The organism is Boudabousia marimammalium, from assembly GCF_001936115.1.
GTDB lineage: Bacteria > Actinomycetota > Actinomycetes > Actinomycetales > Actinomycetaceae > Boudabousia > Boudabousia marimammalium.
Genome location: NZ_MPDM01000001.1, coordinates 1 through 22735 on the forward strand (window position 1 = coordinate 1; position 22735 = coordinate 22735).

19 protein-coding genes and 2 tRNA genes are annotated in these 22735 nt (G+C 54.7%); 6 read left to right on the forward strand and 15 right to left on the reverse strand.

All coding sequences use genetic code 11. The annotated features are described in order from the left end of the window. The 8 genes from BM477_RS00005 to BM477_RS00040 form a co-directional block, all read right to left on the reverse strand. The coding region (locus tag BM477_RS00005; RefSeq protein ID WP_143230142.1) for a Rib/alpha-like domain-containing protein at nt 1–2657 on the reverse strand (2657 nt) is incomplete at its 3' end. A gap of 358 nt (nt 2658–3015) precedes the next feature. Further along, the gene (locus BM477_RS00010) at nt 3016–3708 is read right to left on the reverse strand and encodes an N-acetylmannosamine-6-phosphate 2-epimerase (protein WP_075360645.1); all 693 of its coding nucleotides are present in this window, start codon (nt 3706–3708) and stop codon (nt 3016–3018) included. Continuing rightward, nucleotides 3708–4709, reverse strand: coding sequence for an ROK family protein (locus tag BM477_RS00015; RefSeq protein ID WP_075360646.1), 1002 nt, complete (start codon nt 4707–4709; stop codon nt 3708–3710). The genes BM477_RS00010 and BM477_RS00015 overlap by 1 nt, the downstream gene beginning before the upstream one ends. Nucleotides 4710–4732: 23 nt before the next feature. Next, entirely contained in the window at nt 4733–5650 is a 918-nt protein-coding gene (locus BM477_RS00020; RefSeq protein ID WP_075360647.1) for a dihydrodipicolinate synthase family protein, read from the reverse strand. A 27-nt stretch (nt 5651–5677) separates the two neighbouring features. Next, entirely contained in the window at nt 5678–6490 is an 813-nt protein-coding gene (locus BM477_RS00025) for an ABC transporter ATP-binding protein (protein ID WP_075360648.1), read from the reverse strand. Beyond that, nucleotides 6490–8490: a dipeptide/oligopeptide/nickel ABC transporter permease/ATP-binding protein gene (locus BM477_RS00030; RefSeq protein WP_075360649.1), complete on the reverse strand. Its 2001-nt coding sequence runs from the start codon at nt 8488–8490 to the stop codon at nt 6490–6492. The genes BM477_RS00025 and BM477_RS00030 overlap by 1 nt, the downstream gene beginning before the upstream one ends. A 2-nt stretch (nt 8491–8492) precedes the next feature. Continuing rightward, entirely contained in the window at nt 8493–9449 is a 957-nt protein-coding gene (locus BM477_RS00035; RefSeq protein ID WP_143230143.1) for an ABC transporter permease, read from the reverse strand. Nucleotides 9450–9576: 127 nt separating this feature from the next. Next, on the reverse strand, nt 9577–11145 hold the full coding sequence (locus tag BM477_RS00040) for an ABC transporter substrate-binding protein (RefSeq protein ID WP_075360650.1): 1569 nt from the start codon (nt 11143–11145) through the stop codon (nt 9577–9579). Between the two features lie 215 nt (nt 11146–11360). On the opposite strand from BM477_RS00040, the gene BM477_RS00045 reads away from it, so the two are divergent. Continuing rightward, nucleotides 11361–12125 carry a FadR/GntR family transcriptional regulator gene (locus BM477_RS00045; RefSeq protein ID WP_143230144.1) on the forward strand — a complete coding sequence of 255 codons (765 nt, stop codon included), beginning with the start codon at nt 11361–11363 and terminating at the stop codon, nt 12123–12125. Between the two features lie 98 nt (nt 12126–12223). Here the strand turns inward: BM477_RS00045 and BM477_RS00050 are convergent, their stop codons facing one another. From BM477_RS00050 to BM477_RS00060, 3 genes are all read right to left on the reverse strand, one after another. Continuing rightward, entirely contained in the window at nt 12224–12601 is a 378-nt protein-coding gene (locus BM477_RS00050; RefSeq protein ID WP_075360652.1) for a hypothetical protein, read from the reverse strand. Between the two features lie 30 nt (nt 12602–12631). Then, nucleotides 12632–14206 carry a UDP-N-acetylmuramoyl-L-alanyl-D-glutamate--2,6-diaminopimelate ligase gene (locus BM477_RS00055; protein ID WP_075360653.1) on the reverse strand — a complete coding sequence of 525 codons (1575 nt, stop codon included), beginning with the start codon at nt 14204–14206 and terminating at the stop codon, nt 12632–12634. 44 nt (nt 14207–14250) lie between these two features. After that, a tRNA-Pro gene (locus BM477_RS00060) sits at nt 14251–14324 on the reverse strand. A gap of 161 nt (nt 14325–14485) precedes the next feature. On the opposite strand from BM477_RS00060, the gene BM477_RS00065 reads away from it, so the two are divergent. The 3 genes from BM477_RS00065 to BM477_RS00075 all read left to right on the forward strand — a co-directional run bounded on the left by BM477_RS00065 (nt 14486) and on the right by BM477_RS00075 (nt 16880). Next, nucleotides 14486–14559: transfer RNA gene (locus tag BM477_RS00065), tRNA-Gly, on the forward strand. Nucleotides 14560–14709: 150 nt separating this feature from the next. Next, entirely contained in the window at nt 14710–16098 is a 1389-nt protein-coding gene (locus tag BM477_RS00070; RefSeq protein ID WP_075360654.1) for a hypothetical protein, read from the forward strand. A 53-nt stretch (nt 16099–16151) separates the two neighbouring features. Continuing rightward, a complete protein-coding gene (locus tag BM477_RS00075) occupies nt 16152–16880 on the forward strand; it encodes a hypothetical protein (protein WP_075360655.1) in 729 nt (242 codons plus the stop codon). 11 nt (nt 16881–16891) lie between these two features. Here BM477_RS00075 and BM477_RS00080 read toward each other — a convergent pair whose 3' ends face one another. After that, nucleotides 16892–18253: a hypothetical protein gene (locus BM477_RS00080; RefSeq protein WP_075360656.1), complete on the reverse strand. Its 1362-nt coding sequence runs from the start codon at nt 18251–18253 to the stop codon at nt 16892–16894. A 96-nt stretch (nt 18254–18349) separates the two neighbouring features. Then, nucleotides 18350–19066, reverse strand: a complete 717-nt coding sequence (gene cuyB, locus BM477_RS00085) for a cysteate racemase (protein WP_075360657.1) — start codon at nt 19064–19066, stop codon at nt 18350–18352. A 170-nt stretch (nt 19067–19236) separates the two neighbouring features. On the opposite strand from cuyB, the gene BM477_RS00090 reads away from it, so the two are divergent. Together BM477_RS00090 and BM477_RS00095 are read left to right on the forward strand one after the other, a co-directional pair. Continuing rightward, nucleotides 19237–20163 (forward strand): hypothetical protein, encoded by a 927-nt coding sequence (locus BM477_RS00090; protein WP_075360658.1) that lies wholly within the window; start codon nt 19237–19239, stop codon nt 20161–20163. After that, nucleotides 20160–20543 carry a GntR family transcriptional regulator gene (locus tag BM477_RS00095; RefSeq protein ID WP_075360659.1) on the forward strand — a complete coding sequence of 128 codons (384 nt, stop codon included), beginning with the start codon at nt 20160–20162 and terminating at the stop codon, nt 20541–20543. Before BM477_RS00090 ends, BM477_RS00095 begins: the two co-directional genes overlap by 4 nt. A gap of 40 nt (nt 20544–20583) precedes the next feature. On the opposite strand, the gene BM477_RS00100 is transcribed toward BM477_RS00095, so the two are convergent. Both BM477_RS00100 and BM477_RS00105 read right to left on the reverse strand, forming a co-directional pair. Then, a complete protein-coding gene (locus BM477_RS00100; protein ID WP_075360660.1) occupies nt 20584–21618 on the reverse strand; it encodes a restriction endonuclease in 1035 nt (344 codons plus the stop codon). A gap of 359 nt (nt 21619–21977) precedes the next feature. Next, nucleotides 21978–22715 (reverse strand): response regulator transcription factor, encoded by a 738-nt coding sequence (locus tag BM477_RS00105; protein WP_075360661.1) that lies wholly within the window; start codon nt 22713–22715, stop codon nt 21978–21980. Nucleotides 22716–22735 lie beyond the last annotated feature (20 nt).

The window sequence follows — 22735 nt, forward strand, 5'->3', positions numbered from 1 at the left end:
GTACCAGGACCAGTGCTTTCAACTGTCGCACCATCAGGAACATCGCCACCAGCATTAGGAACTACAACATCATCACCAGGCTTACCGGTAGTGTCTTCCCAATTCGGAGCAACAGGCTTATCACCAACAGTGGCAGTACCCTCCTTGGCAACCGGAGTACCAGCAGGCTTATCACCATCAGGCTTAGTGAAACCAAGCGTCACAGTGAACGGCTTATCAGTAACCTTCTCAGTCGGAGTACCAGAGATAACACAAGCAGAACCATCAGCCTTCAACGCAACCGACAAACCAGCAGGCAAGCCAGCAGCAGTACAAGTCAGACCCTCATTCATACCAGTGTTAGTAACAGGAACCTCAATCGGAGTAATCTCCACACCAATAGTCCCATTAACCTTAGGCACCTCACCCAAAACCGGCGCTACCGCACAACCATTAGCATCAACAACCGCACCAGCAGGAGTATTCACACACTGATCCGCATCATCAGACACACCATCATTATCAGCATCAGGCTTATCACCAACAGTAAACTTTGCTACCGCGTTTTCGGTTGATTTATCAGCGAACGTAGCTACAACCGGGATATCGTAAGACTTCCCTACCTGAGCTTTCGTTCCGGTGAAAGTAACTACACCAGTCGAGGTGTTGATAGCAACATCTTCAGCAGCCACACCCTCAGGAAGCGTTCCCAGCTTAAACACTGTATCCGCGGGCAACGTGGCCACATCTGCAGTACCCTCTCCAGTGAAAATCGGAGTAGAGTCCTTAGGTGTTCCTACTGTTGCTTCCTGGTCGTCATATTTCAGATCAACCTTCTGCGCAGTCAACTTACCCTTAAAGTTGAAGGTAACTTCCGCCGGACGATCCACTTTCTTATTGTTAACAGCGTTAACAATCTCCGCAACCACCGGAACCACAACAGTTTCATCTGCCTCCTTAGGATCACCCGTCCAAGACACCACACCGGTATCAGTGTTAATGGTGTAACCCTTCGGCGCATTATCAGCCAGTCGGTAAGTTGTACCTGCCGGAGCCTGACCCTTTTCAACCTGCTCCGTTGCCGGATTATCGAATGTTGGAGCCGCAGACGATGCAGTGTTCACCCCTGCCTCAACAGCAACCGGCTCATAGTTCACCTTAGGAATATTCGACACGATTAACGAATCAACCGCAATCACATTCCCCAAAGCCTGAAGCTCAACCCGGTAAACGTCACCGGTCTGAGCATCCGAAGGAATATCATAGGTGCAGTCATTTGCCTGCGGCAAGGAAGCAATATCGTCACAGCGCTTTACTTCATCACCATTGGCGTTCTTCCAAACAATGGAAGTCCCCACCTTACTCAAGTTACCACTAACTGCGATGAGCGCCTTCCCACCCGGAGGGGCAGGACGCGTATTAGTGTCATAGTTAGTAATTTCCAGAACGGGGCTAACATAGGGGATAACAGCAAAGTGTACGTTCTCCCATGCCTTCTTCACCGGCCGGTAAAGAGGGTTAGCCAAAGGCTGCGCCAAAGTGAATGCGTCAGGTTTACCATACGTGGGAATCGTCCATGTAGAATATGCAGGCATCGGGTTACCCTCAGGATCCTCAACATAACCATAAATGTTATCCTGGTCCAATTTGCCCTCGGTAAACTTAATAAGATACTCACCCTTAGCATTGGTGTGCGTATATGCAGTTTCGGCAATATACTCAGGATGCTCAGTAAGCAAATTCTTAAATAACAAAGCCCGATTCTCTACCGGCTGCTGACGAATTTTTGCAGCCTCAACAGCTCCTTCATTCGTCAACGAAGACATGACAACCTTATAGCTGGCTGCAGGACGATCAGCACCAAGTTGAGTCGGTCCAGAAGCCAAATCAGAACCCTGAGCCTCCAACCAGACCTTACCGGACACGTACTGTTTAACACCCAGCCCGCCGGTCTGCCCCACGGGAGTTTCAATCCACTCACCCTGAGGGCGAGTCATGTAACCACTGGTCGGCAACTCAGTCATAAAAACCGTATAGTTATTCGCATACTGTCCTGCCAGGGTAGTAACTGAAGCACCGAAATTGTAATGGGAGAAAGCTGGCACATTCGCGGCAGCATCCTTCATCTGAACAACCTGGTTACCAGTGTCAGGACTAACGTAAGGGTCAATCCAAACACGAACTAAAGGCCGCTTAGCACCCGACATGATTAGAGTGTGAACGGTTCCGCTATTATCAGTCCACTGCGGAATCGCAAACGCATAAGGACTAGGATTCGGAGCACCCGCATAGCCTCGGTGAGTCCTCGTCTTGTAGATAGGTAAAACTTGGCCATCCTTATCCACCCATCGCAAATAAACCGGCGTACCATCAGGAAGAGGAGCATTTCCTCCACCATTCAAAGAAGACGTGTTTGCAGTAAGCAACACACCATAGCCCGTTACTGTCGCACCACCGTTCGACCGATCAAAAACCTTATCAATCTTCGCCCAGTTATCCATATACCACTGGTTTGATGAATCTAGAGCATCAGCCTCAATAGCGGTAGCAGTATTTGAGCCTGGATCAACAGCTTCAGCCACAGGATAGTGGTATATCGCCACAATTCCAGCCAAAGTCACTGCAAAAGCAGCGAAGGTGGAAACAATGCGGTTCATTGGACCAGGTCCAGAACGCACACAGCCTCCACCCCCTTTCTGTGTAAGAGAGCTTTTTATACTCACCTATTATCTCTTTTCACTTGATGACATTAATTCAATTTCATGGTCCATAACTCACTGCACGGACGTGCACGACCAAGCACCATTACTTCTCAGATTATCATTCAGCAATGAGTGTCGAAACTGGAATTACAAAATCGCATCCACCTAGCCATATGATTCTAAACACACCAAAACGGTTACAAAACTACTGCGCAAAGGCTGTGGTTTACACCCAAAACTCGCGTTAAAATAAAGCCCCTTCAATCCCTCTAAAACTATGTGGAGCCCTCCCAAGACGGAAGAGCTCCACAACCCAAGTTAACCAAATTGACGGCTACAAAGTTACTTTGGCGAACCAACTAGTAATCGAAGTTGGGTGCGTAATCGCAGTCCCTACACACGCAGCATGAATGGGGCGCTGCCAAACCTGACGCAAATGCTCAACCGTGTGGATTCGCCCCTCCACCACGATAGGTGCAGAAATCCGCTCACACACCTGATCGATTAGCTCAAAATCAGGGCCGTCAGTCTTCGGGCGCTCCCCCGTGTAACCAGCCAGCGTAGTGCCGACCAAATCAGCACCAGCATCCTCAGCCATCAACGCATCATCCAAAGAACCACAGTCAGCCATGACGGCAACACCTGGGAACTCATCATGGATAGCTTTGCAAGCATCCGCAAAAGTTCCACCCAGACGCTCCCTCGACGTGGCATCAATCGCCACAATCGAAGAACCAGCCAAAGCGGCGGCCCGCGCATGAGCAACCGACGGCGTAATGTAGACGCCCTCGTGCCCGTACTTAATTAAACCAACCACGGGAACCTCAACGGCCTGACGGGCAGCGGCGATATCCTGCACGCCCTGCACCCGGACAGCTACTGCTCCCCCAGCCACCACGGCCTGACACATACGCGCCGTAACCTCCGGGGTGCGCAAAGGCTCACCCGGGTAAGCCTGACAAGAAACAATCAAACCTCGGGAAGCCTCCAAGACTCCCGCAACCGAAATATCAGCCTGATGAACCATCAGCGATCTCCAAACTCATCCAAATGATAACGAATCAACTCGCCCGCACCAACTAGGGCGGCAGCGGAACCCAAAGCGGCAGGCAACAACTGTGTATCCCGCAAGGCAGGCATCAGCTGCGTCTGGTACGCGGCCTTCAACGGCCCCCAGTATAAATCCCCGGCACGGGCCAGCCCGCCACCCAAAATTACGACCTCAGGATCGAAACAGTTCACTAGGCCGGCAATAATCTGACCGGTCGCGGTGGCAGCTTCGGCCATCACCTGGATCGCCAGCTCATCCCCCGCCTCAGCCTGTGCTTCCAAATCGCGGGCATCAACGGCATTGCCGCCGCGCTGATTAAACCAGCGGGTCATACCAGGACCGGAAGCAATCGCCTCCAAATGACCGTCCGCCCCGCAGGAACAAAGATTACCCTCAGCACCCGGGGCTACGATATGTCCAACATGTCCGGACAGTCCCCGAATTCCACGCAGAATGCGTGAACCCTCAGTGAAAGCACCACCGATACCGGTACCGACCGCCACCATCAACGTGGAAGCAAAAGGATTACCGGCGCCGCCGACGGCCTCACCGCGGGCATGGGCATGAACGTCATTTTCAATGATTACGGGAAGACCAGTGGCGGCCTCCACAATATCGGCCAGCTTAGTGCCGGTCCAGCCCGGAATCGCGTCGGTCGCTGAAGCAATCATGCGACCGGTCGGATCAATCACGCCAGCGCTACCGATACCGACACCAGACAGTGTCAGACCATGCGACTGTGCGTGAGCGATCACTTTCTGTACTACAGAGACAACGGTTGCGGCCACATCATTGCCACCGGTTTTCACCGTGGCAGCAGTCCAAGTCGGATGCGTGGCAACCGCACTACGGGCCGTAACAAATCCGCGAAGCCGCTCAGCTACAGCCGCTGGAGGCGTTTCACCGGACTCCAGCAAAGCAACTAAAGCTCCCGCAATCTTGGTTCCACCGATGTCGATGGCAATAACGTGACGCACCGTTGACCTCTGTTAACTAGTTGTTAGAGCATTCCACGATCGCGCAAAACTGCTTCGATCGCACTAACGTTTTCGCCTTCAAGCGGGAGAACCGGATCAGGCATGTTGTTGGTGTTGAAAACGCCCATCAAACGCAAAGCCGTCTTGAAAGCACCAACGCCTGCGCCGAACCCAGCGACTCCACGGGTAACAGTGAAGATGCGGGCCAAGCTAGCCAGGTGGTCCTGTTCCTTACGGACAGCATCCCAATCGCCCTTTTGGTAAGCATCCCACTGACGCACGTATGCCTCCGGATCGACGTTACCTAAACCGGGAACCGCGCCATCCGCGCCAGACATGTACGCACCATCGACCACAATCTCATGGCCAGTCAGCAGCACCAGCGGGTGTCCGGCGTTAGCGTTGTCCTGCGCTAGGAAACGGAAACCGACGTCATCACCGGAAGAGTCCTTCACACCGGTGAGCACACCTTCCTTACCCAGCTGCAACAACAGTGGCCCAGGAAGCTTAGTGTGAACACAAACTGGAATATCGTAGGCGAAGAGCGGCAAATCGATGGCTTCATGGATGAGACGGAAGTGGCGTTCCACCTCCGGCAGACCACCCAGCGCATAGAACGGAGCAGTCGCAACGATGGCGTCCGCGCCCAGCTCCTTAGCGACCTTAGCGTGCTCAATCACGCGTTTGGTTTCAGTATCAATGCAACCAACCATTACTGGTACGCGGCCGGCGACGACTTCCATGGTGGCAGCAATAATCTCACGCCGACGCTGGTCAGTGGAGAACACTACTTCACCGGAGGAACCCAAAATGAACAAGCCGTGAACGCCCGCGTCAATCATACGATTGATGGAGCGAGCCAAGCTTTCTTTATCTAGCTCGCCAGAGTCCGTTAACGGAGTGACGACCGGGGGAACTACGCCCCTGAATGAGTGCTTCATGATTCTACTTTCTTAAATCTGTAGTGGTTAAGCGCGTTCGGCTTCAGTCGGGTGCAACAATGAAGGTGCTGCGCCCAAGAGAGTTTGAGTGTACGGATGCTCAGGCTGTGCGAAGACCTTCATAGCGGGGCCTTCTTCCACAATCTTGCCTCCGTTCATCACCATAATACGGTCAGAAACATAACGAACCGTTTGAATATCGTGGCTAATGAACACCAGTGATAGATTCAACTCAGTTTTTAGGTCTGACAGTAGGTTCAGAATCTGGGCACGGACGGACACGTCCAAAGCGGAGGTCGGCTCATCAGCAATGATGGCGTCCGGCTTCAACGACAAGGCGCGGGCAATCGCGACGCGCTGACGCTGACCACCAGACAGCTGACCGGGCAGAGCATCCAAAGAGGAGCCCGGCAGGCCCACCATATGAATCAGCTCATTCACCCGAGCCTGGCGCTCTTCTTTGGTGCCAATCTTGTGGACAACCAGCGGGTCAATCAGCTGATCACGCACCCGCATACGTGCATTCAAAGCAGTCGCAGGATCTTGGAAGACAACAGAGACGACGCGACCGATTTCCAGGCGTTCCTTCGCGGAACGCTTGGTGACGTCACGGCCCTTGAACATAACCTTGCCCTTGGTTGCCCGTTGCAAACCACACATCACGTTAGCGGTAGTTGATTTACCACAACCGGACTCACCCACGATACCGATAGTCTCACCCGGCATGAGCTGCAGTGAAACACCGCGAACCGCATGCACCAAATGAGGATTGAAAACCGTGCCGGCGCGAGTCTTGAAAGTTACCTCAACATTATCTAGCTCAATGATTGGAGTTGTCATCACAGCTCTCCTTCGCTAGCGCTGGCGCCAGCAACTACATCGTCAGGCAGTGCCGCATAGAAGTGATACGTGCCTGGTACCTGCTTGAAGATAGGCCTGATATCCAAGCCCACATCGGGGTGAGAAGAACGAGGCGCAAAGCGATCGCCCTTCGGGAAGTCCTTCGGGCTGGGCACCACGCCAGGAACCTGGTGGAGCCTACCCTGAGTGGCTTCAATAGAAGTAACCGCACCCAGCAGACCACGAGTGTACTCATGGCGAGGATCTGTGAGCAGCTCACGGGTGGAGGCCTGCTCCACCACCTGACCGGCGTACATTACGGTGATGGAGTGGGCGACCTTGGCGACGAGGGCGAGGTCGTGCGACACGAACATCATGGCAAAGCCAAGCTTCTCACGCAGATCGTTCAGCAGATCAATCACCTGTGCCTGCACAGTCACGTCCAAGGCCGTAGTCGGCTCATCTGCGATGACCAGCTTCGGGTCACGAGTCAAAGCCATAGCGATAAGCACGCGCTGACGCTGACCACCGGAAAGTTCATGCGGATAGGATTCCAAGGTACGTTTCGGATCCAAGCCCACCAGTTCCAGCAGCTCCTCAGCAGAGCGAGTACCGCCGCGGCGGGTCAACTGCTTCATCTGATTCTTAATCAGCATGGAGGGGTTCAAGGAAGACAAAGCATCCTGGTAGATCATGGCGATCTCATGTCCACGCAAAGCGTTATGCTCACGGGCACTCATGCCGACTAGTTCCTTACCATCGAACATGATGGAGCCGGAAATCTCAGATTTCGGATCCAGCAAGCCCATTATGGCCAGTGAAGTAATTGACTTACCGCAACCAGACTCACCAACCAAACCCATGGTTTCACCCGGGCGGATAGCGAAGCTGACGTGGTCAACCACATCGACGTCACCGTGACGCGGGAACTTAATGCATAGGTCCTTAACTTCCAGCACGGGAGCTTCCGTGGACTGCGGAATGAGGCGGTCGTTGCGGGAAAGCTCAGCTTCACGTAGCTTCGTCAAGGACTCATTCAGGCTGTCAGCCTGCTCACGGTAGGCGGCAACCGGATCAACTAGGAGACGGTCAGCCTTACGCTCAGAGACAGGAAGTTCAGTCGGGGCGGCAGCACTGGGGGCAGCCACCATGGCGTCAGTGATGCCTTCAGACAAGATGTTCAAGCACAGCACAGTAATCATAATGGCCAAGCCGGGGAAAGTGGCCTGCCACCAGTAACCGTAGAGGACGCCTTCCTTAGCGGAAGCCAGAATGTTACCCCAAGTGGGAGTGGGCTCCGGGATACCAGCGTTGATGAAGGACAGTGAAGCCTCGAAGACGATAGCATCGGCGACAGACAAGGTGGTGAACACCATGACCGGGGCAGCAATGTTACGAGTCACGTGCTTGAGCAGAATCCATGGTGCGCGAGCACCTGAAACGATTACTGCACGAACATAGTCCTTACCGTATTCGCTGATGACGTTAGCGCGCACAATACGGGCAATCTGCGGTACGTAAAGAATACCGATAGCGATGATGATGCCAATCATGGACTGGCCCAAAATGATCACGAATACGGCGGCCAGAGCGATACCGGGAACTGACATGAATACGTCGATTAGACGCATGATGATTTCAGAAATCCAAGTACGGGTAACAGCGGCAATCGCACCAATGATGGAGCCGACAACCAAAGCGAAAGCAATCGCAGACAAGCCAATCACCAGGGAGTAGCGCGTACCGTACATTACGCGGGAAAGAACGCCACGACCTAGGTTATCTGTACCGAAAAGGTATTCGCCGTTAGGCGCCATGTAGGTGCCCACAATCTTCAATGGATCATTAGGGGCAATCCACTGCGCGGTGACAGCCACGAAGGCGAGGAACAGAATCACAAACAGGGAGAGGCGTGCACCCCAAGACATATTGCGGATTCGACGGAATTTGACGCCCGGCTGGGATACGTTTTCAACAAGTTTTCGTTTTCCAAACAACATGGTTATACCGTCCTGATCCGGGGGTTGATGAGAACGTAGAGCAAGTCCACGATGATGTTAACAATGATGAAGGCCAAGGCTACGACCAACACCACACCCTGAACCAGGATGGGCTGGTTGCCGTTAATGCCTTCAAACATGACAGTTCCCATGCCTGGCAGAGTGAAGATAACTTCAATCACGATGGCGCCACCGAGGAGGTAACCAATCTTCAGACCAAGCACGGTAATGGGAGTAATGAGGGCGTTACGGAAAACGTTGCGAGCAATCACTTCACGCTTCGGAACGCCAGCACCAATAGCGGTGCGGACATAATCCTTATCCAGTTCTTCCACCATGGAAGTACGGATGATACGGGTCAGCTGACCAGCGACCGGCAAAGCCAAAGCGAAAGCCGGCATGATAATACGCTCAAGCCATCCGCCCGGATCCGAAGTGAACTCCGGAAGAGGACCGGAACCAGGTAGCCAAGCAAGCTGAATCTGGAATACGTAAATCAACAACACACCAAGCCAGAAGGACGGGGTCGCGATCGCAACAATAGAAAGAATACGGATTGCCTGATCGGGCCACTGGTCACGGTAAAGAGCAGCCAGAACGCCGAAGATTACAGCCATCACGACAGCAATCAGGAGGCCAAAGAAGGTAACCTGCATGGTGATGGGGAAGGCAATGGCAATGCGGTCAGCGACGGGTTCCTTGGTGACGCCGTAGACGCCAAGGTCACCGGTAAAGAGACCGCCAATGTAGCTAAAGAACTGCTGAATCCAGGGGCGGTCAAAGCCCATTTCAGCGCGGTATGCATCCAGCTGAGCTTGGGTGGCGTTTTCGCCCAATGCTGCTACAGCCGGATCGTATTTGGAAAATGACATCAGGAAGAAGACCAACAAGGTCACTCCAAAGGCCATTAAAGGCAGTGCCACAAGGCGACGGCCCAATAGTCGAATCAAATTATTCACGACTACGCCCTTCTCATCTGTTGCAAGTATATTTTAGGGGATTTATGCGGCTGCGATATAAAGCCGGTTGGTGCAGATGGGGGAACGAATCAGACTGAAACGTTCCCCCATCTTCACTTATCAAGGATTACTTGAGTTTTGCGTTCAAGAAGCTCAAACCAGTGGTGCCCACTGCCTCGTAGTTCGAGAACACGTCGCCCTTAATCGCGGTCGACACCTTGCGGTGGAACAGCGGGTACAACGGAACTTCCTCAGACAGAATGTCGAAGCACTCGTTCCAAGCTTCCTGCTGAGCGGCCCCCTCGGCGGCTAGCGCGCGATCCATGGCCTCATGCAGCTTATTGTAGCCCTCAGAGCCGTTCCAGAAGGAACGCTTCTTGGTCCAAGCGTTGTCACCGTACCACCAGTTCATCAACAGGTCAGGGTCGTTACCGAAGACGGACGGGTCACCGGGGGCCAGCACCATCTTGTAGGTAGCGTCATCAACGTCAGTGATGTTCGGGTACAGAGCGGAAGACTTCATGGATTCAATGTTCACATTGATGCCAACCTCAGCCAGGTTGTTCTTGATCTGGGGAGCCAGTTCAGTAACCCACTTGTGGTCGGTGGTGTACAGAGTGAAGTCAAGCGGAGTGCTTACACCAGCTTCGGCCAGCAGGGCCTTTGCCTTCTCAACATCGTGGGTGTAAACGTTCTTTGCCTTGTGGTAGTTAGCGAAGCTCTCCGGTAGGAAGGAGGTGACCGGGTCAGCCTGGCCGGCCAGCTGGTTGTCGATTAGCTTCTGAGCGTCAATCGCGTACAGAACGGCCTGACGTGCCTTGACATTGTCGAACGGAGCCTGCTTGGTGTTGAACATGATGAAGGCCTGGTTGAAGCCCTGCACAGTTTCAATCTTAGCGCCGGCGCTCTTCAAAGTTTCAAAGGCCTTGGCGGGCACGTTTTCCATGACGTCGGTGTCACCCTGCTGCATGGCGGTCACGCGAGCGGTGTCGTCCGTGTTGACGTTCCAAACCATCTTCATGGTGGTGGCAGGCTTGCTGCCGTTGTAGTGGTCGTTCTTTTCGAAGTGAACCTGCTGATCAGTGATCTGAGTGTACTTCCACGGACCGGAGCCAATCGGCATAGCGGTCAGCTCTTCAGCGGTAGCCTTTTCCGGAACAATACGAACCAAGGAGAAACGCTGCTGAGCCAAGGGGAAAGGCTTCTTCAGTTTAATGACAACAGCCTTGTCACCGTCGGGGGTAACCGAGTCAATGAAGTCGAGCATTGACAGGTACAGACCACCCTCGGCCATGGTGCGACCGAAGGAGGAAACTACGTCAGCCGGGGTAACGGCCTCACCATTGGAGAACTTAGCACCATCACGCAAAGTGACCTTGTATTCGGTGGGGGAAACCATTTCGGGTTCGCCAGCTGCGAGAGCCGGGTAAACCTTGAAAGTAGACATGTCGAGGTCGTACAGACCTTCGGTGACGTGCCAGTTACCTGCCAGAGCCAGAGCCGATGAAGTCGAGGAAGGGTCGAACTTCTTGGTGGAGTAGGCTACCTGAGCGGTAATGGTGTCTTTTGCAGGTGCAGCACCTTCTGAGGTGCCTTCCTTGGACTCACCGCCTGCTGACGAGCAGGCAGATAGGATCAGAGCGGAAGCGGCTGCAATGGCAGCGACCTTAGCTCCACGACGAGTGCTGGTACGCATTCGAGATCTCCTCTTCTTCGAGATTAAAAAATCCATCAACTATGATGAAAACATCCTAAGATGTCTGACAACTACATTAGTTCTTTAAATATGCGTACGCAACCGATGTTGCCAGATTGTTACCTACCGTTACTTAATTCAATATGTGCTAAGCTGTTCGATTGTCGGACAACCAACACAATATAACGCGAATCATGTATATCAAGGACGAATCTATGAACCCGCGCCCAACAAATTCTGTAGGCTTAACAGGATTGACGCAGCTAACCAAACCTGCAACTGCGCACACAAACACCCCCAAGCGCGCTGAATCGGTGATGGACGCTATCAAAGCACTCATCCTTGAACAGGGTTTGCGCCCTGGAGATAGTCTCCCTACTGAAGCCACCCTATGTGAGCAGCTAGGAGTTTCCCGGTCTTCCGTGCGGGAAGCCATCCGCAAACTTGAAGCGCTAAATATTGTGTCAGTGGAGCATGGACGCGGCAGCTTCGTCGGCTCACTGTCACTAGACCCCCTCGTCCAGTCCCTCGCTTTCCGTTCCACCCTCCTCTCCAATGAAGGATTCGAAGGTCTGCGTGACGTCGTCGAAGTGCGTCGCTACCTTGATTTGGGTTGCTCTGAGCAGGTCGTGAAAACCCTCAAAGGGACAAAACAACCCGAGCTGCGCCGCCTGGTGGGTGAGATGCAGGTACTGGCCTCCGAAGGCAAAACTTTCGAGCAGCAAGACATTGCCTACCACTTGGGCCTGCTAGCCCAACTACCTAATACTGTAATTAAGCAGTTAGCCCATTCACTATGGCTGGTACACATGGCGGTCACTCCGCAACTTGGTTTAGAAATCACCCATCACTTGCGTCAAACCGCTGATGCACACGAATTGATGCTGAATGCGGCCATAGCGGGCGACCTGGAAGCCTACCGGGATGCGGTCACAGAACACTACCGGCCTCTGGAAGAGATTCTGTCCGCCCGCATCTGATTCGCCCGCATCTGATCAGCACAGCACTTGATTCTCAGCAGGTACCGGCGGTTTCGCTGCGGTGGATGCCGACATGTGGGAGCTTTGGCTGCGGTTTTTTAACGCGGCGGCAAAGTAGGCGGAGGGAGCGACGGTAGCTCTTTCCAATACAGGTGAATACCCGCAATGTTAGAGAAATGCGCGAAAGCCCAATCCGCTCCGGAGACTAGGGAATCCGCAGCATCTTCACCACCAGAAACCAGATTGAAGATATGCCTGTGCGGGGATGATAACCGAGTCATCGGGTAAACCGCCCAGCCTCCCAGGCCATGCACCCCGTTACTGTCCACGAACAAGCCCGCTAGGAAATCTGCGACGGCTGCCGCCAAAACGTCCTCTTGCGGGTGAGTTACCGTCAACTGCAGGGAAGCTACAGTGGTTTCCGGCAGCCCTGACCAAATCCACTCATAGTTTGGATGATAAGGACGATTTTGCATTTCGGATACCTCACGGATTCCAGCTAAAGATTAGTCCAGCGGGAAAATCGCGTCCAGAACCTCTGCGGAAACGATTGTGTCCTCAAATGGGTGCATAACGCCGTTAAACTCTTGGTAATGCTCGTTACCTTTTCCTGTAATCATCACTGTATCTGCGACCTGAGCGGAGCGAATCGCTTCCCGGATTGCGTCGCGGCGGCAAGTGATCACTTCAATCACGTCTTTCAGTTCCGGACGTACCTTACGGATTCCTTCCAGCAGCTGACCGCGCACCTGCACAGGATCCTCATAACGCGGATTTTCGTCCGTTACCCACAAAATATCTGCATTCTCCGCGGCGACTCGCCCGACATCTGGACGCTTTGAGGCGTCACGGTCACCGTCGGTCCCGAAGACCACGATGAGCCGACCTGGCGTCAGTTCCCGAACCGTGCGGAGCACCGACTCCAGGGCCTCCGGCGTGTGCGCAAAGTCAACAATCACTAGGGGTCGCCTCTGATCGCGAGTGGACATGATTGTCATCCTCCCCGGCACCGACAGGCGCTTGATTCCCGCAATCACCTGATCCGCGGACAAGCCCAGCCCCCAGGTCGTCATTAGGTAGGCGGCGACCGCGTTTTGCACGTTCACCTCACCGGGGACCGGGACGGAGAGTTTCACCGAGGACGAGGGGGCGGCGGCTGACTGGCTCGCCAGTACCACATCGGTAGAGATGGTGTCCAAATCCCAGCTCTTTTCCAGGACCGTCCAATCGGCTTTAGCCTGCGGATCATAAGCACTGTAGGTAACGAAAGGAACATCGCACTGGGCGGCTAGACGCTGCCCCCACTGATCATCGACACAGATGACTGCGCGGCGGGTAAACTCGCTGGAGCACAGGCGCGCTTTTGCCGCAAAATAGTTGTCCATAGTGTGGTAGTAGTCCAGATGGTCATGCTGCAGGTTCAAGAAAGTCACCACATCGAACTTCATTCCCTGGATGCGGTGCAAGCTAATGGCGTGAGCGGACACCTCAATGACCGCTGAACGGCAGCCCTGCTCCAGGCCCAGAGCCAGGATTCTTTGAATGACTGGGCCTTCCATGGTGGTACGCTCCGGATAGATGCTGACGTCACCTAGCCGAATCTCTGCTGTACAGAAAATCAGGGGGTTTTCCCCTGCCTGCTCTAAAGCAGCAAAAGAAGCAAAAGACGTAGTGGTTTTACCGTTGGTTCCGGTGACACCCACAAGCTTCATCCGTTCAGCGGGGTTACCGTAGGCGCGGGCCGCTAAAGGAGCCGCCACGGCGCGCGGGTCAGCAACCTCAACAACGGGGACGCCCAGTTCAACTTCGCTGGACAGGAGTTCAGCGCCATCCCGGTCAGTAACAACGGCGACCGCACCGGCCTTGACCGCTTTGGAGGCGAATTGGGCACCGTGCGCCCGGGCGCCAGGGATGGCGACAAAGACCTCACCCTCGGCCACGTCATGCGAATCCACGGTGACACCGTAAACCTCCACTCCATTCCAGTCAGGGGAGGAGTTGAGCGCCCAACCATCAACCAGAGCGGATAAAGGTACGGGAGTTACATTGGAGGGGCGAAGATCTTTCACAGAAATACTCATGAAAACATTGTACGCGGGTGCGTATCAAACTTCGCAAAAAAATGTCGGGGTAGCGGGATTTGAACCCACGACCTTCCGCTCCCAAAGCGGACGCGCTACCAACCTGCGCCATACCCCGTGCTTTCCAAATCTTAAACGAGACAGCCCAGAAATCCTAATCACAACGGGCAGATGAGAGGGACACCACTCATGCGAGCGCACCTAAATTAGACCGCAGCGCCTTCTTCTTGTTAAACTCTATAGGTCAGTTGGCGTAGCATGCTATTTCCAGCCGGCAACGCGAGTGTAGCTTAATGGTAAAGCCTCTGCCTTCCAAGCAGATGACGCGGGTTCGATTCCCGTCACTCGCTCCATTTTTTATATGGATCTTTTTCCCAGTCTGCAATTTTCTCTGCAACAACTGGGCAACGTTTGTGTCACAGATTACTAAAACACTGTTCGAACAGCTTGCGATATTGATAGAATCAAATCCCGTTTGTCTACAGAATGTCAGGGATGTCAACATGGCAATCATAAAATCAACCAAGATCGCAGCAGCCGCCGCTTTGGCTTTGCTGCTTGCGCCCATGTCAGCTGTCGCAATGGCGGCCACAGCTGAAGACAAGCCAGAAAACGTTGACGTGTACTCACACGTGTATGCGAATTCTGACGGAACTTATTCGCTCTACATTGACAGCAACAGTAATGTTGGTAAGGTCGACTTTTTGACTGGTGATTACACCATACCAGCCACTAATGAACGCTACCCTGTAGCTACCATTACTGCGCTCCCCAAGTACGCTACCAACATCAAAGCGGAAATCGTCTCCCCCCAGAATAACCCTGAAACGAAGGTGTCAATTGCTGGGGACACGATCTCCTGGACCATGGATTTAGGGATGACGCCAGAGCCCCCGACTGGTTTTCCGCCCATCCCGAAGCAGCCGCGCAACACTTTGAAGATTACCTTCGCCCTAGCTGAAGGCTACAGCGGCAGCATTCTGCCTTTCCCCAGTATCCAATACCCTCTCACCAGCACCGGCGCGAATGGGCCGGAAACCGGCACGATGCGAGTATGGCAGAACGCTATTACCGTTGAGGAGCCAAGCAATCTGACTCTCTCCAGCGCTTTCTACCCGGCGAACCAGTCCGACGCGACTACCCCTGAAGCAATCACCGAACTGCAACGGCTCTGCAATAACGGCACCCCTGAAGCATGGGTTAACTACACTATTACTAACCCGAATAAGGTGACAGCGAAGCACGTCATGTTTGAGCAGAACTTGACGCTTACTGATGTGGTTTCTGACCAGAATCCGGAGCTCACTTCGCTGGCCGCAGGCACGCCGGTTGAACTGAAGGACATTCCTGCGGGAACTTCTGTCCATCTGTGGGCGAAGGTGTCCGGCACAGACTTGAACAAAAAGATAGCGGACGCAAAGGGCAAAGTCACCTTCACCTACAAGCATGTTGAAAGCGGCCTCGACAAGGAAAACACCCTGGGTAGCGGTGAATATGTGGCTTTGATGGACGCCTCCCAAATGGGAGATCCTAATGTTCAGCCCCCATATATCGCACGCCCCGCCTACGGCTGGTCACCAAACTACACTGGCCCGGTTAAGACCACTTTCTTCTATGACGGGGCCAATGTGGAAACTGATAGAAGCCTAACTGCTGAGGCTTCCACCGAGTTGCAGCTGCTGGAGAACAAGACTCCTTGCCCGACCATTCCGCAGGATACCGCTGAAACTCCGCAGGTCACGGCTGAAACTCCGGAGATCACCGCTGAAACTCCCAAGACTGGCGCCGGCTTAGCCAAGACCGGTTTGAACGCCTCAGGCGCCTTGCTGGCCACATTAACACTTCTGGTTGCGGGCTCTGCCGCACTAGTATGGAACCGTAAGCGTTCCTAGTCTCTACACACTGTTGGGGGACCTGGCAACGGGTCCCCCAACCTAATTGAGCTATGCGACTTAAACTCATCACTACTACGGCAGTTGCCCTATCCTTGCTGTTAGGCTCCTGCACCGGCACGCCCTCGACCCCTGGCGCAGCGGAACATACAGCCACCACTACCAGCCCTGAAACCACCAGCGCGACGCCTTCAGCCCCCACAGTTTCAGAGGATGCGCACCCTAGCGCAGAGCGAGCCGAAAGGGAGGGCGCCGAGGGCGTCGCGCCCCGGAAAACACCGGTAAGGACCGTAGCTGAAGCCACCCAGTATTTGGTGGGCACCTACCAGTTCGACCTAGCTTTAGAAGAGCGCGCTGCCTTCATAAAATGGGCGGAAGAGCAGGACCGAATTAGCCGGCTTGAGCAAGCCAAATCTGAAGGCAAATCCGAAGCTGAAACCCCGGAAGAACTAGCTCAATCTGATCGGATGGGTTTCAGCGAGGAAGAGCTCAAGATTTTGGCCGACCGGGACCGGCAATGCAAAGACGCGCAGATTATTTTACGCGCCGACCAGACAGCTGAGGTGAAAGCGGTTTGGCCCTGCCGTGACCTGTGGCGAATTGACCCTGATGCGAGCGACTGGAACGTGATTCGCGTACAAAATGACGGCACCATTCAAGTGCGGCTGGGTAAAAGTCGCTTCCGGGTGACTGAACATGAAGCCGTTACCCCAGAGATGAAACAGTTTGAGAAGCCAAACCGCAGACTCTTTGCAGGAAGTCGCTTCCTCAAGATCGGCTGATTACAGCAAGCCTACTTCGCTGGGTTCTCTGCGATGCCAGCAATCCGGATATCGGCTTCGACCTTCTCCAGACCGGTGACTTTGCGCTGCAAAATCTGACTACCATCACGCTTGCTTATCTTCGTGATGGTGGCGGCTTTCTCTGCCTGCCCCACGGTGACCGACAGGATGGTCAACGCATCGGTGCTGGCCGTCAAATAGTAACGGGTGTAGGCGGCAGCGGCTTGCCCCTTAGGGCTGCTCTCTCCAGTTACCTCTGGCGTGCTGGCAGGTGCTTCCACAGTGCTGGAGGTCGCCTCCGTGGCGCCCGGCAACTGCACTGGTAGCGTCTCTGTGACACCGCTTTGAATATTGGTACGCAAAACCTGACCGTCACCGTTAATCCAGTAAAGTTGGGGCACGCCCTCGTCCCCCTCAAGGGAGAGCGACTGGGAAGAGTACGCGGCAACCCGCAAGTCGGCGGCGCTGGTGCGGAAAACCCTGCCGTCAGCTTGGCGCAGCGGCGTGAAGTGGATGGTGCGGTGCAGGGTGTCAATGGTGCCGAGGGCGGGAACGATTCTCAGATTATCCGCATCCCGGTAGGCAAGCTGCGAGAATTCTTCACTCTGGTCACTGAAACCGGGGGTGACAGTTTGGCCCCACTGCGTAGCCAGGAAATGGATTTTCCCATCCCAGCAGGGGGCGTCGGAAGCTGCCAGATCTGCAGAAAAGAGAGGGAGCGGCTGGGAGGCCACATAGTGATGGCTGGGCTGGGAAGCTTCCAAGATGGAGTCCACCCAGAGCGACTGGCCGGCCCCGGGATTGTCACTTTCAACCTTCGCGGCGTAAACATTTAGGCCGCAGGCGGAAAGCAAAGAGTATTCAGTATCGCTGGGGACAGTGAAAGACCGCGACTGTCGGGGCTCAGACAGAACAACCTGCTGCCCCGACTGGTCTTTCTCTGCCGTGCCCGCCTGCACTGCGGCAACCAGGTTAGAGTTCTGTACGGCAGCGACCGCACGCGTGAGTGGAGCACGTCGCGCATCCGCGCTGACCACTTCACCGTCAGGTAAAACCCGGTAGTCGGCGTACATGTCGGAAGCGTAGAGCCCCTCCCGGTCCCAAATCAACCGGCCACCAGTTTCCTTATCACGCATCAGCAACTGGCTGCTTCCGTCCGCTTTCACAAAGGCAACATAGGAATGGTTGGTTGCATTTTTGCCTAGCGCGGAGTCAAGATTTAACGCCCAAGTGTATGAGTCCACATTGAAATAGTCGATGTCTTTCATGTGGTAGGTTTGAGCGGTCGTGCATCCCGTTAAAGGGACGAGGGTGAGCGCGGCTGCCATCAGCGCAGTGACCGCTGGTTTCACGGTCTTCTGATTTCTTTTCATGGCAGCAAGCTTCCTTCTGAGGTGAACGCCTTGTGCGTTTCGTGGGCGCGTCCAGAGTTTAATTATCGGTGAGAGCGCGCTTTGTCGCAATCATACTTATGTATGAGAGTTAGCGCGGAGCTGGTGATCAGCCGCCACCACTGTCCACTTCGCGAGGGTGTCCATGGAGTCGATGACGTCAGAGTCGGTCACCTGTAGGTCCTTATAGATGACGGAAAGTTCGGTGCATCCACTGATGACCGCGTCCGCACCCATCAGCCGTAGCGCCGCAATAGGGGCGAAGAACTGTCCCGGGGTGACCCGTTTGCCGGCTTTCACGCCCTGATAGATCAGGTTGGTAATCTGCTTTTGGGTACGCGCATCCGGTAGCACCGCTTCGAGGCCGTGAGCTTCGAGGGCACGCTGATAGACGCCGGCGGCGAGGGTGCCTTCAGTTGCCATGACACCAACTTTTTTGGTGTCTGCGCTGCGCCGGACTACTTCTTGCACAGTGAGTTGCACAATGTCTGCGACCGGAATCTGGACTGATTCTCTGACTGCTTCCATGAAGTGGGAGGCGGTATTACACGGCACCACAATGAAGTCCGCTCCGAAAGTCTCTAGTCCTTTGGCGTCTTTAATCATTTGCTGGGTAGGGTCAGTCCCTTCATGCAAAATAGCGTCGGTCCGGTCAGGAGTGGAGGCCCGCTGAGAGACAATCATGTCTACGTGTTCTTGGTCTGTGGTGGCGGCCGTAAAATCTAGTACCTCAGCTAGAAAGTCAATGGTTGCCTTGGGTCCAAGACCACCTAGGACACCTACTAGTTTGCTCATTAGTCACTCCTTCTACTGCGTTGATTATACGCCGCACAGGCAAAGTGGCGACGGCGAGGGTGCTAAATCTCCCCACAGCAGCACGCTTGTAACAATCGCTTGACACAAATCTGAGGAAGGAATACATTTGTATCAAACAGTTGATACAACTTGAGGGTTTGGGAGGGAAAATGCATGCCTTATTTAGCCTCATTCCGACGCTGATGCTGCTTGTCCCACTGATTGCCGCAGTGGCAATCATCTGGGTGTGGCAAAGCCAGCACCGGAGCGCACTGAGTCAGATTACGTCCCACTATCCGCAGCTACAGCAGATGCACCGCACCACCTGGCTGGTGCAAGGAATCGCACTGTTCCTAGCTTTGCTGACTGTCCCTCTCACCGGCCTCCTGGGGCCGCTAGGTTTAGGTAACGCCCTGTCCCCCACCATTTTCGGCATCATTTTGATTGCAGGGATTCTACTGCACCAACGATTACACTACCGTGCGGCCACGCAGCCGGGGAAGGCCGCTTTGGAACGACGCACGGCCCGCCAATACGTCACCAAGCGGCCCGCCATAGTCAGTGCTCTGGCGGTTCTGCTGCTACTCACCCTCGTCGTTTTCTCTCACTATCTGGCCGCCCCGGACGAGGCGGGACGCATGCGCAATTATCAGGTCGCCTGCCAGGGCAGCCTCCAAAGCTCAAGCCCCTTCCCGGGAAGCTACTACACGCTGCCAGTCCTCGCGGGCTTGGCCATCACCGTGGTGGTCGCCGGATTCACGCTCTGGTTTAATGCGAGGCGCCCACGCAACGGCGCCGACCCGCAGCTAGTCGCAGCAGATGACACGCTGCGTTTCAACAGTGCCGAAAGCGTCCTCTCCGCTGTCGGACTAACCACCGCGGCTAGCTCGCTTGGGCTGAGCACCTTCGGAGTCGTCACCACTGCCACCACTTGCGAACTAGAATCCTGGGGCGCGGCACTAATCCCCGGGATTTACGTGGTTTTCACGCTGGCTGCAATAATCCTTTGCCTCCTGAGCCTTGTCTTCTACCTTTCCCCACTCAGCGGCTACACAAAGCTGAGCCTAGGACAGCGCGAAGCGGAAGGCCGGAAATGAGTTTACGCCTGCAGATTTCCAGCACTGACGCCACCCCTCCCTATGAGCAGCTGTACCAGCAGATTGCCGCGGGGATTCACGCAGGCACCCTGCCGGAAGGCTCCCGCCTGCCGACCGTGCGGGCAGTAGCGGCCGACCTAGGGATCGCGCCAGGCACCGTGATGCGCACCTACAGCCTGCTAGCGGAGGCGGGTTTGATTATTTCAAAACGAGGACGAGGGAGCGTCGTCGCCGCCGGAGCGCAAGCCCCAGAGCAGAACCAGCAGATTTTAGAGGGCTTGGCCGCCGACTATGCCCGCAATGCGACAGCCCTAGGCGTCGATGAAGAAACCGCTTTGCAGCTGATTACCGCGGCTTTGTTTCCAGATCGGCAGCAATAAAAAGTTCTTTGGGGTCTATGGCAGGCTTTCGCCCCGAAACTTAATTCTCGTCTACCGCCAAGACGCTCCGCAACGGGAACTTACTACGCCACTTCGACGGCAACTGCTCATAATAGCGCAAAACTAAATCCGTAATATCCGCACCAGAGAAGAGCCGAATATTTTGCTTCTGGCGTTCAATTTTCAAAGCATCCGCAGAGTATGAGCCGAGAGTGAAGAACAAGCCCGCCTCATCCCGGTCTAGAGTGCCCAACAGCTGTTGCACCACCGGGCCGCCCTGTGTTGCCGAAGTGTGCTTGCACTGCACCTTAATGATTGGAGGCTCCACGCCCAGCAAATCCTTATGTGCCACCACATCAATACCGCCATCAACCGCATACTGCGTCACCCGGGCCTGATAGCCCATGCAACGAAGCAAATCGGCAGTGAAATGCTCAAACTCTTCATGGGAGAGCTCAGTCAGCAGCATATTCGCCACAAAGTCGCGGGTATGCTGATCAATCCGGTCAGCGTTGGGCATCTCCGAGACAGCTTCCTGAGCTTCCTCCTCAGTCTGTTTCTCTTGTAACTGCAGGTGAGAACGCACGAAAGATTCGTCATCCTCGGCCCCTAAGAAAGCTAAGAACTCTTCAGCATAGTTACGCACCGCAAACATGGTGAGGGCGGACCCGACCTCGTAAAGAGCCGACTGGGAGAAGAGGCTACGCGCTACTCCGGTCTTCAACCATTGCACCCGGCGCAGATGCGGCTGCAAAGATCGACTCGAATCATACTCATAGCTTCCGGTTATGCGCCCAAAGTTCAAGGAGCGGTCGTGTTTGCTGGGGAAAATCACCACGTCACCGACCTGCGCCTCGAAAGCGAAACGACGCAACATGCCTGCCCACACCGGGATGGCGCCAGGCTTAGCGGCCGGGAAGACCCTAGCTACCGCCTCTCGCATTTTTAACTGGTCATTGCCGATCTGACGCAGATCACCGACCGCTGGCCAGCCAATCGAGATGAAGCCGCCGTCAAGTAGTTCCTGGCCTAAAACATCATTGTGTAGGCCCCAAATACGCTGCGAATTAGTCATAGGTACAGACTAGCAGGGCAAAGAGGTGGAAAGGCAGCCGCATCACGAAGGCCACCGCTGCACTGTGTCGCAAAGTGCTGTTTTAAGCGTAAAACTCCACCCAATTTCGACACTTTGCAACACAGCAACACAACACAGCAACACAACGACACAATCAGACCCTCACCTACACCACAAAGGCAGCCGCATCACGAAGGCCACCGCCGCACTGTGTCGCAAAGTGCTGTTTTAAGCGTAAAATTCCACCCAATTTCGACACTTTGCAACACAGCAACACAACACAGCCAGCACAGCCAGCAAAGCTAGCGCAGCCAACGACAGGGGTCTGCCTGATGCTAGTCGGTGACTTTGCTGAAAAACTAGTTGATACCCGTCTCAGTCAGGTACTTCAATACTGCGCGGACTCGGCGGTTCTCCTCCCCCGGCAGCAGACCCAGCTTCGTGAACACATTAGACACATGCTTCGACACGGCGGCGGCCGACAAAAACATGCGCTCTTGAATCTGCGCATTAGAAAGACCAGTCGCCATCAGCTCCAAAACCTCACGCTCCCGCGGAGTCAACGAAGCCAAAGCCATTGAACGCCCCCGAATCAGCTGAGTGGCGACCTCCGGATCAATCACCACGCCACCATTAGCGACCATCCGCAAAGAAGCCGCAAAATCAGCGACCCGAGAGACTCGCTCCTTCAGCAAATAGCCCAAGCCCGCCGATTTTGCGGGAGTGGCGATCCCTCCAGAAAACGTGGAGCGACCGGGCACCGGACCACCAGCAGCCGGGCCACCACCATCTGCCGCGAACAACACCGACGCGTAAGCCGGCGCCACATACTGCGACAACACCATAATCGCCAAAGCCGGAAACTCAGCCCGCAACTGGGCGGCCGCCCGCAAACCGTCATCAGTCAGATTCGGCGGCATCCGCACATCCGTCAACACCAGGTCAATCTGCTCACCAGCCGCAAAAGCGGCCCGCACCCCAGACAGCAACTCTGGCGCACTATCCGCCTGCCCGACGACCTCAAAACCCGCCCGGCCCAGCAAACCGATTAGACCCTCACGCATCAACGCCGCATCATCAGCCACAAAAATTTTCATCGCACACCCCGCTCAAACTA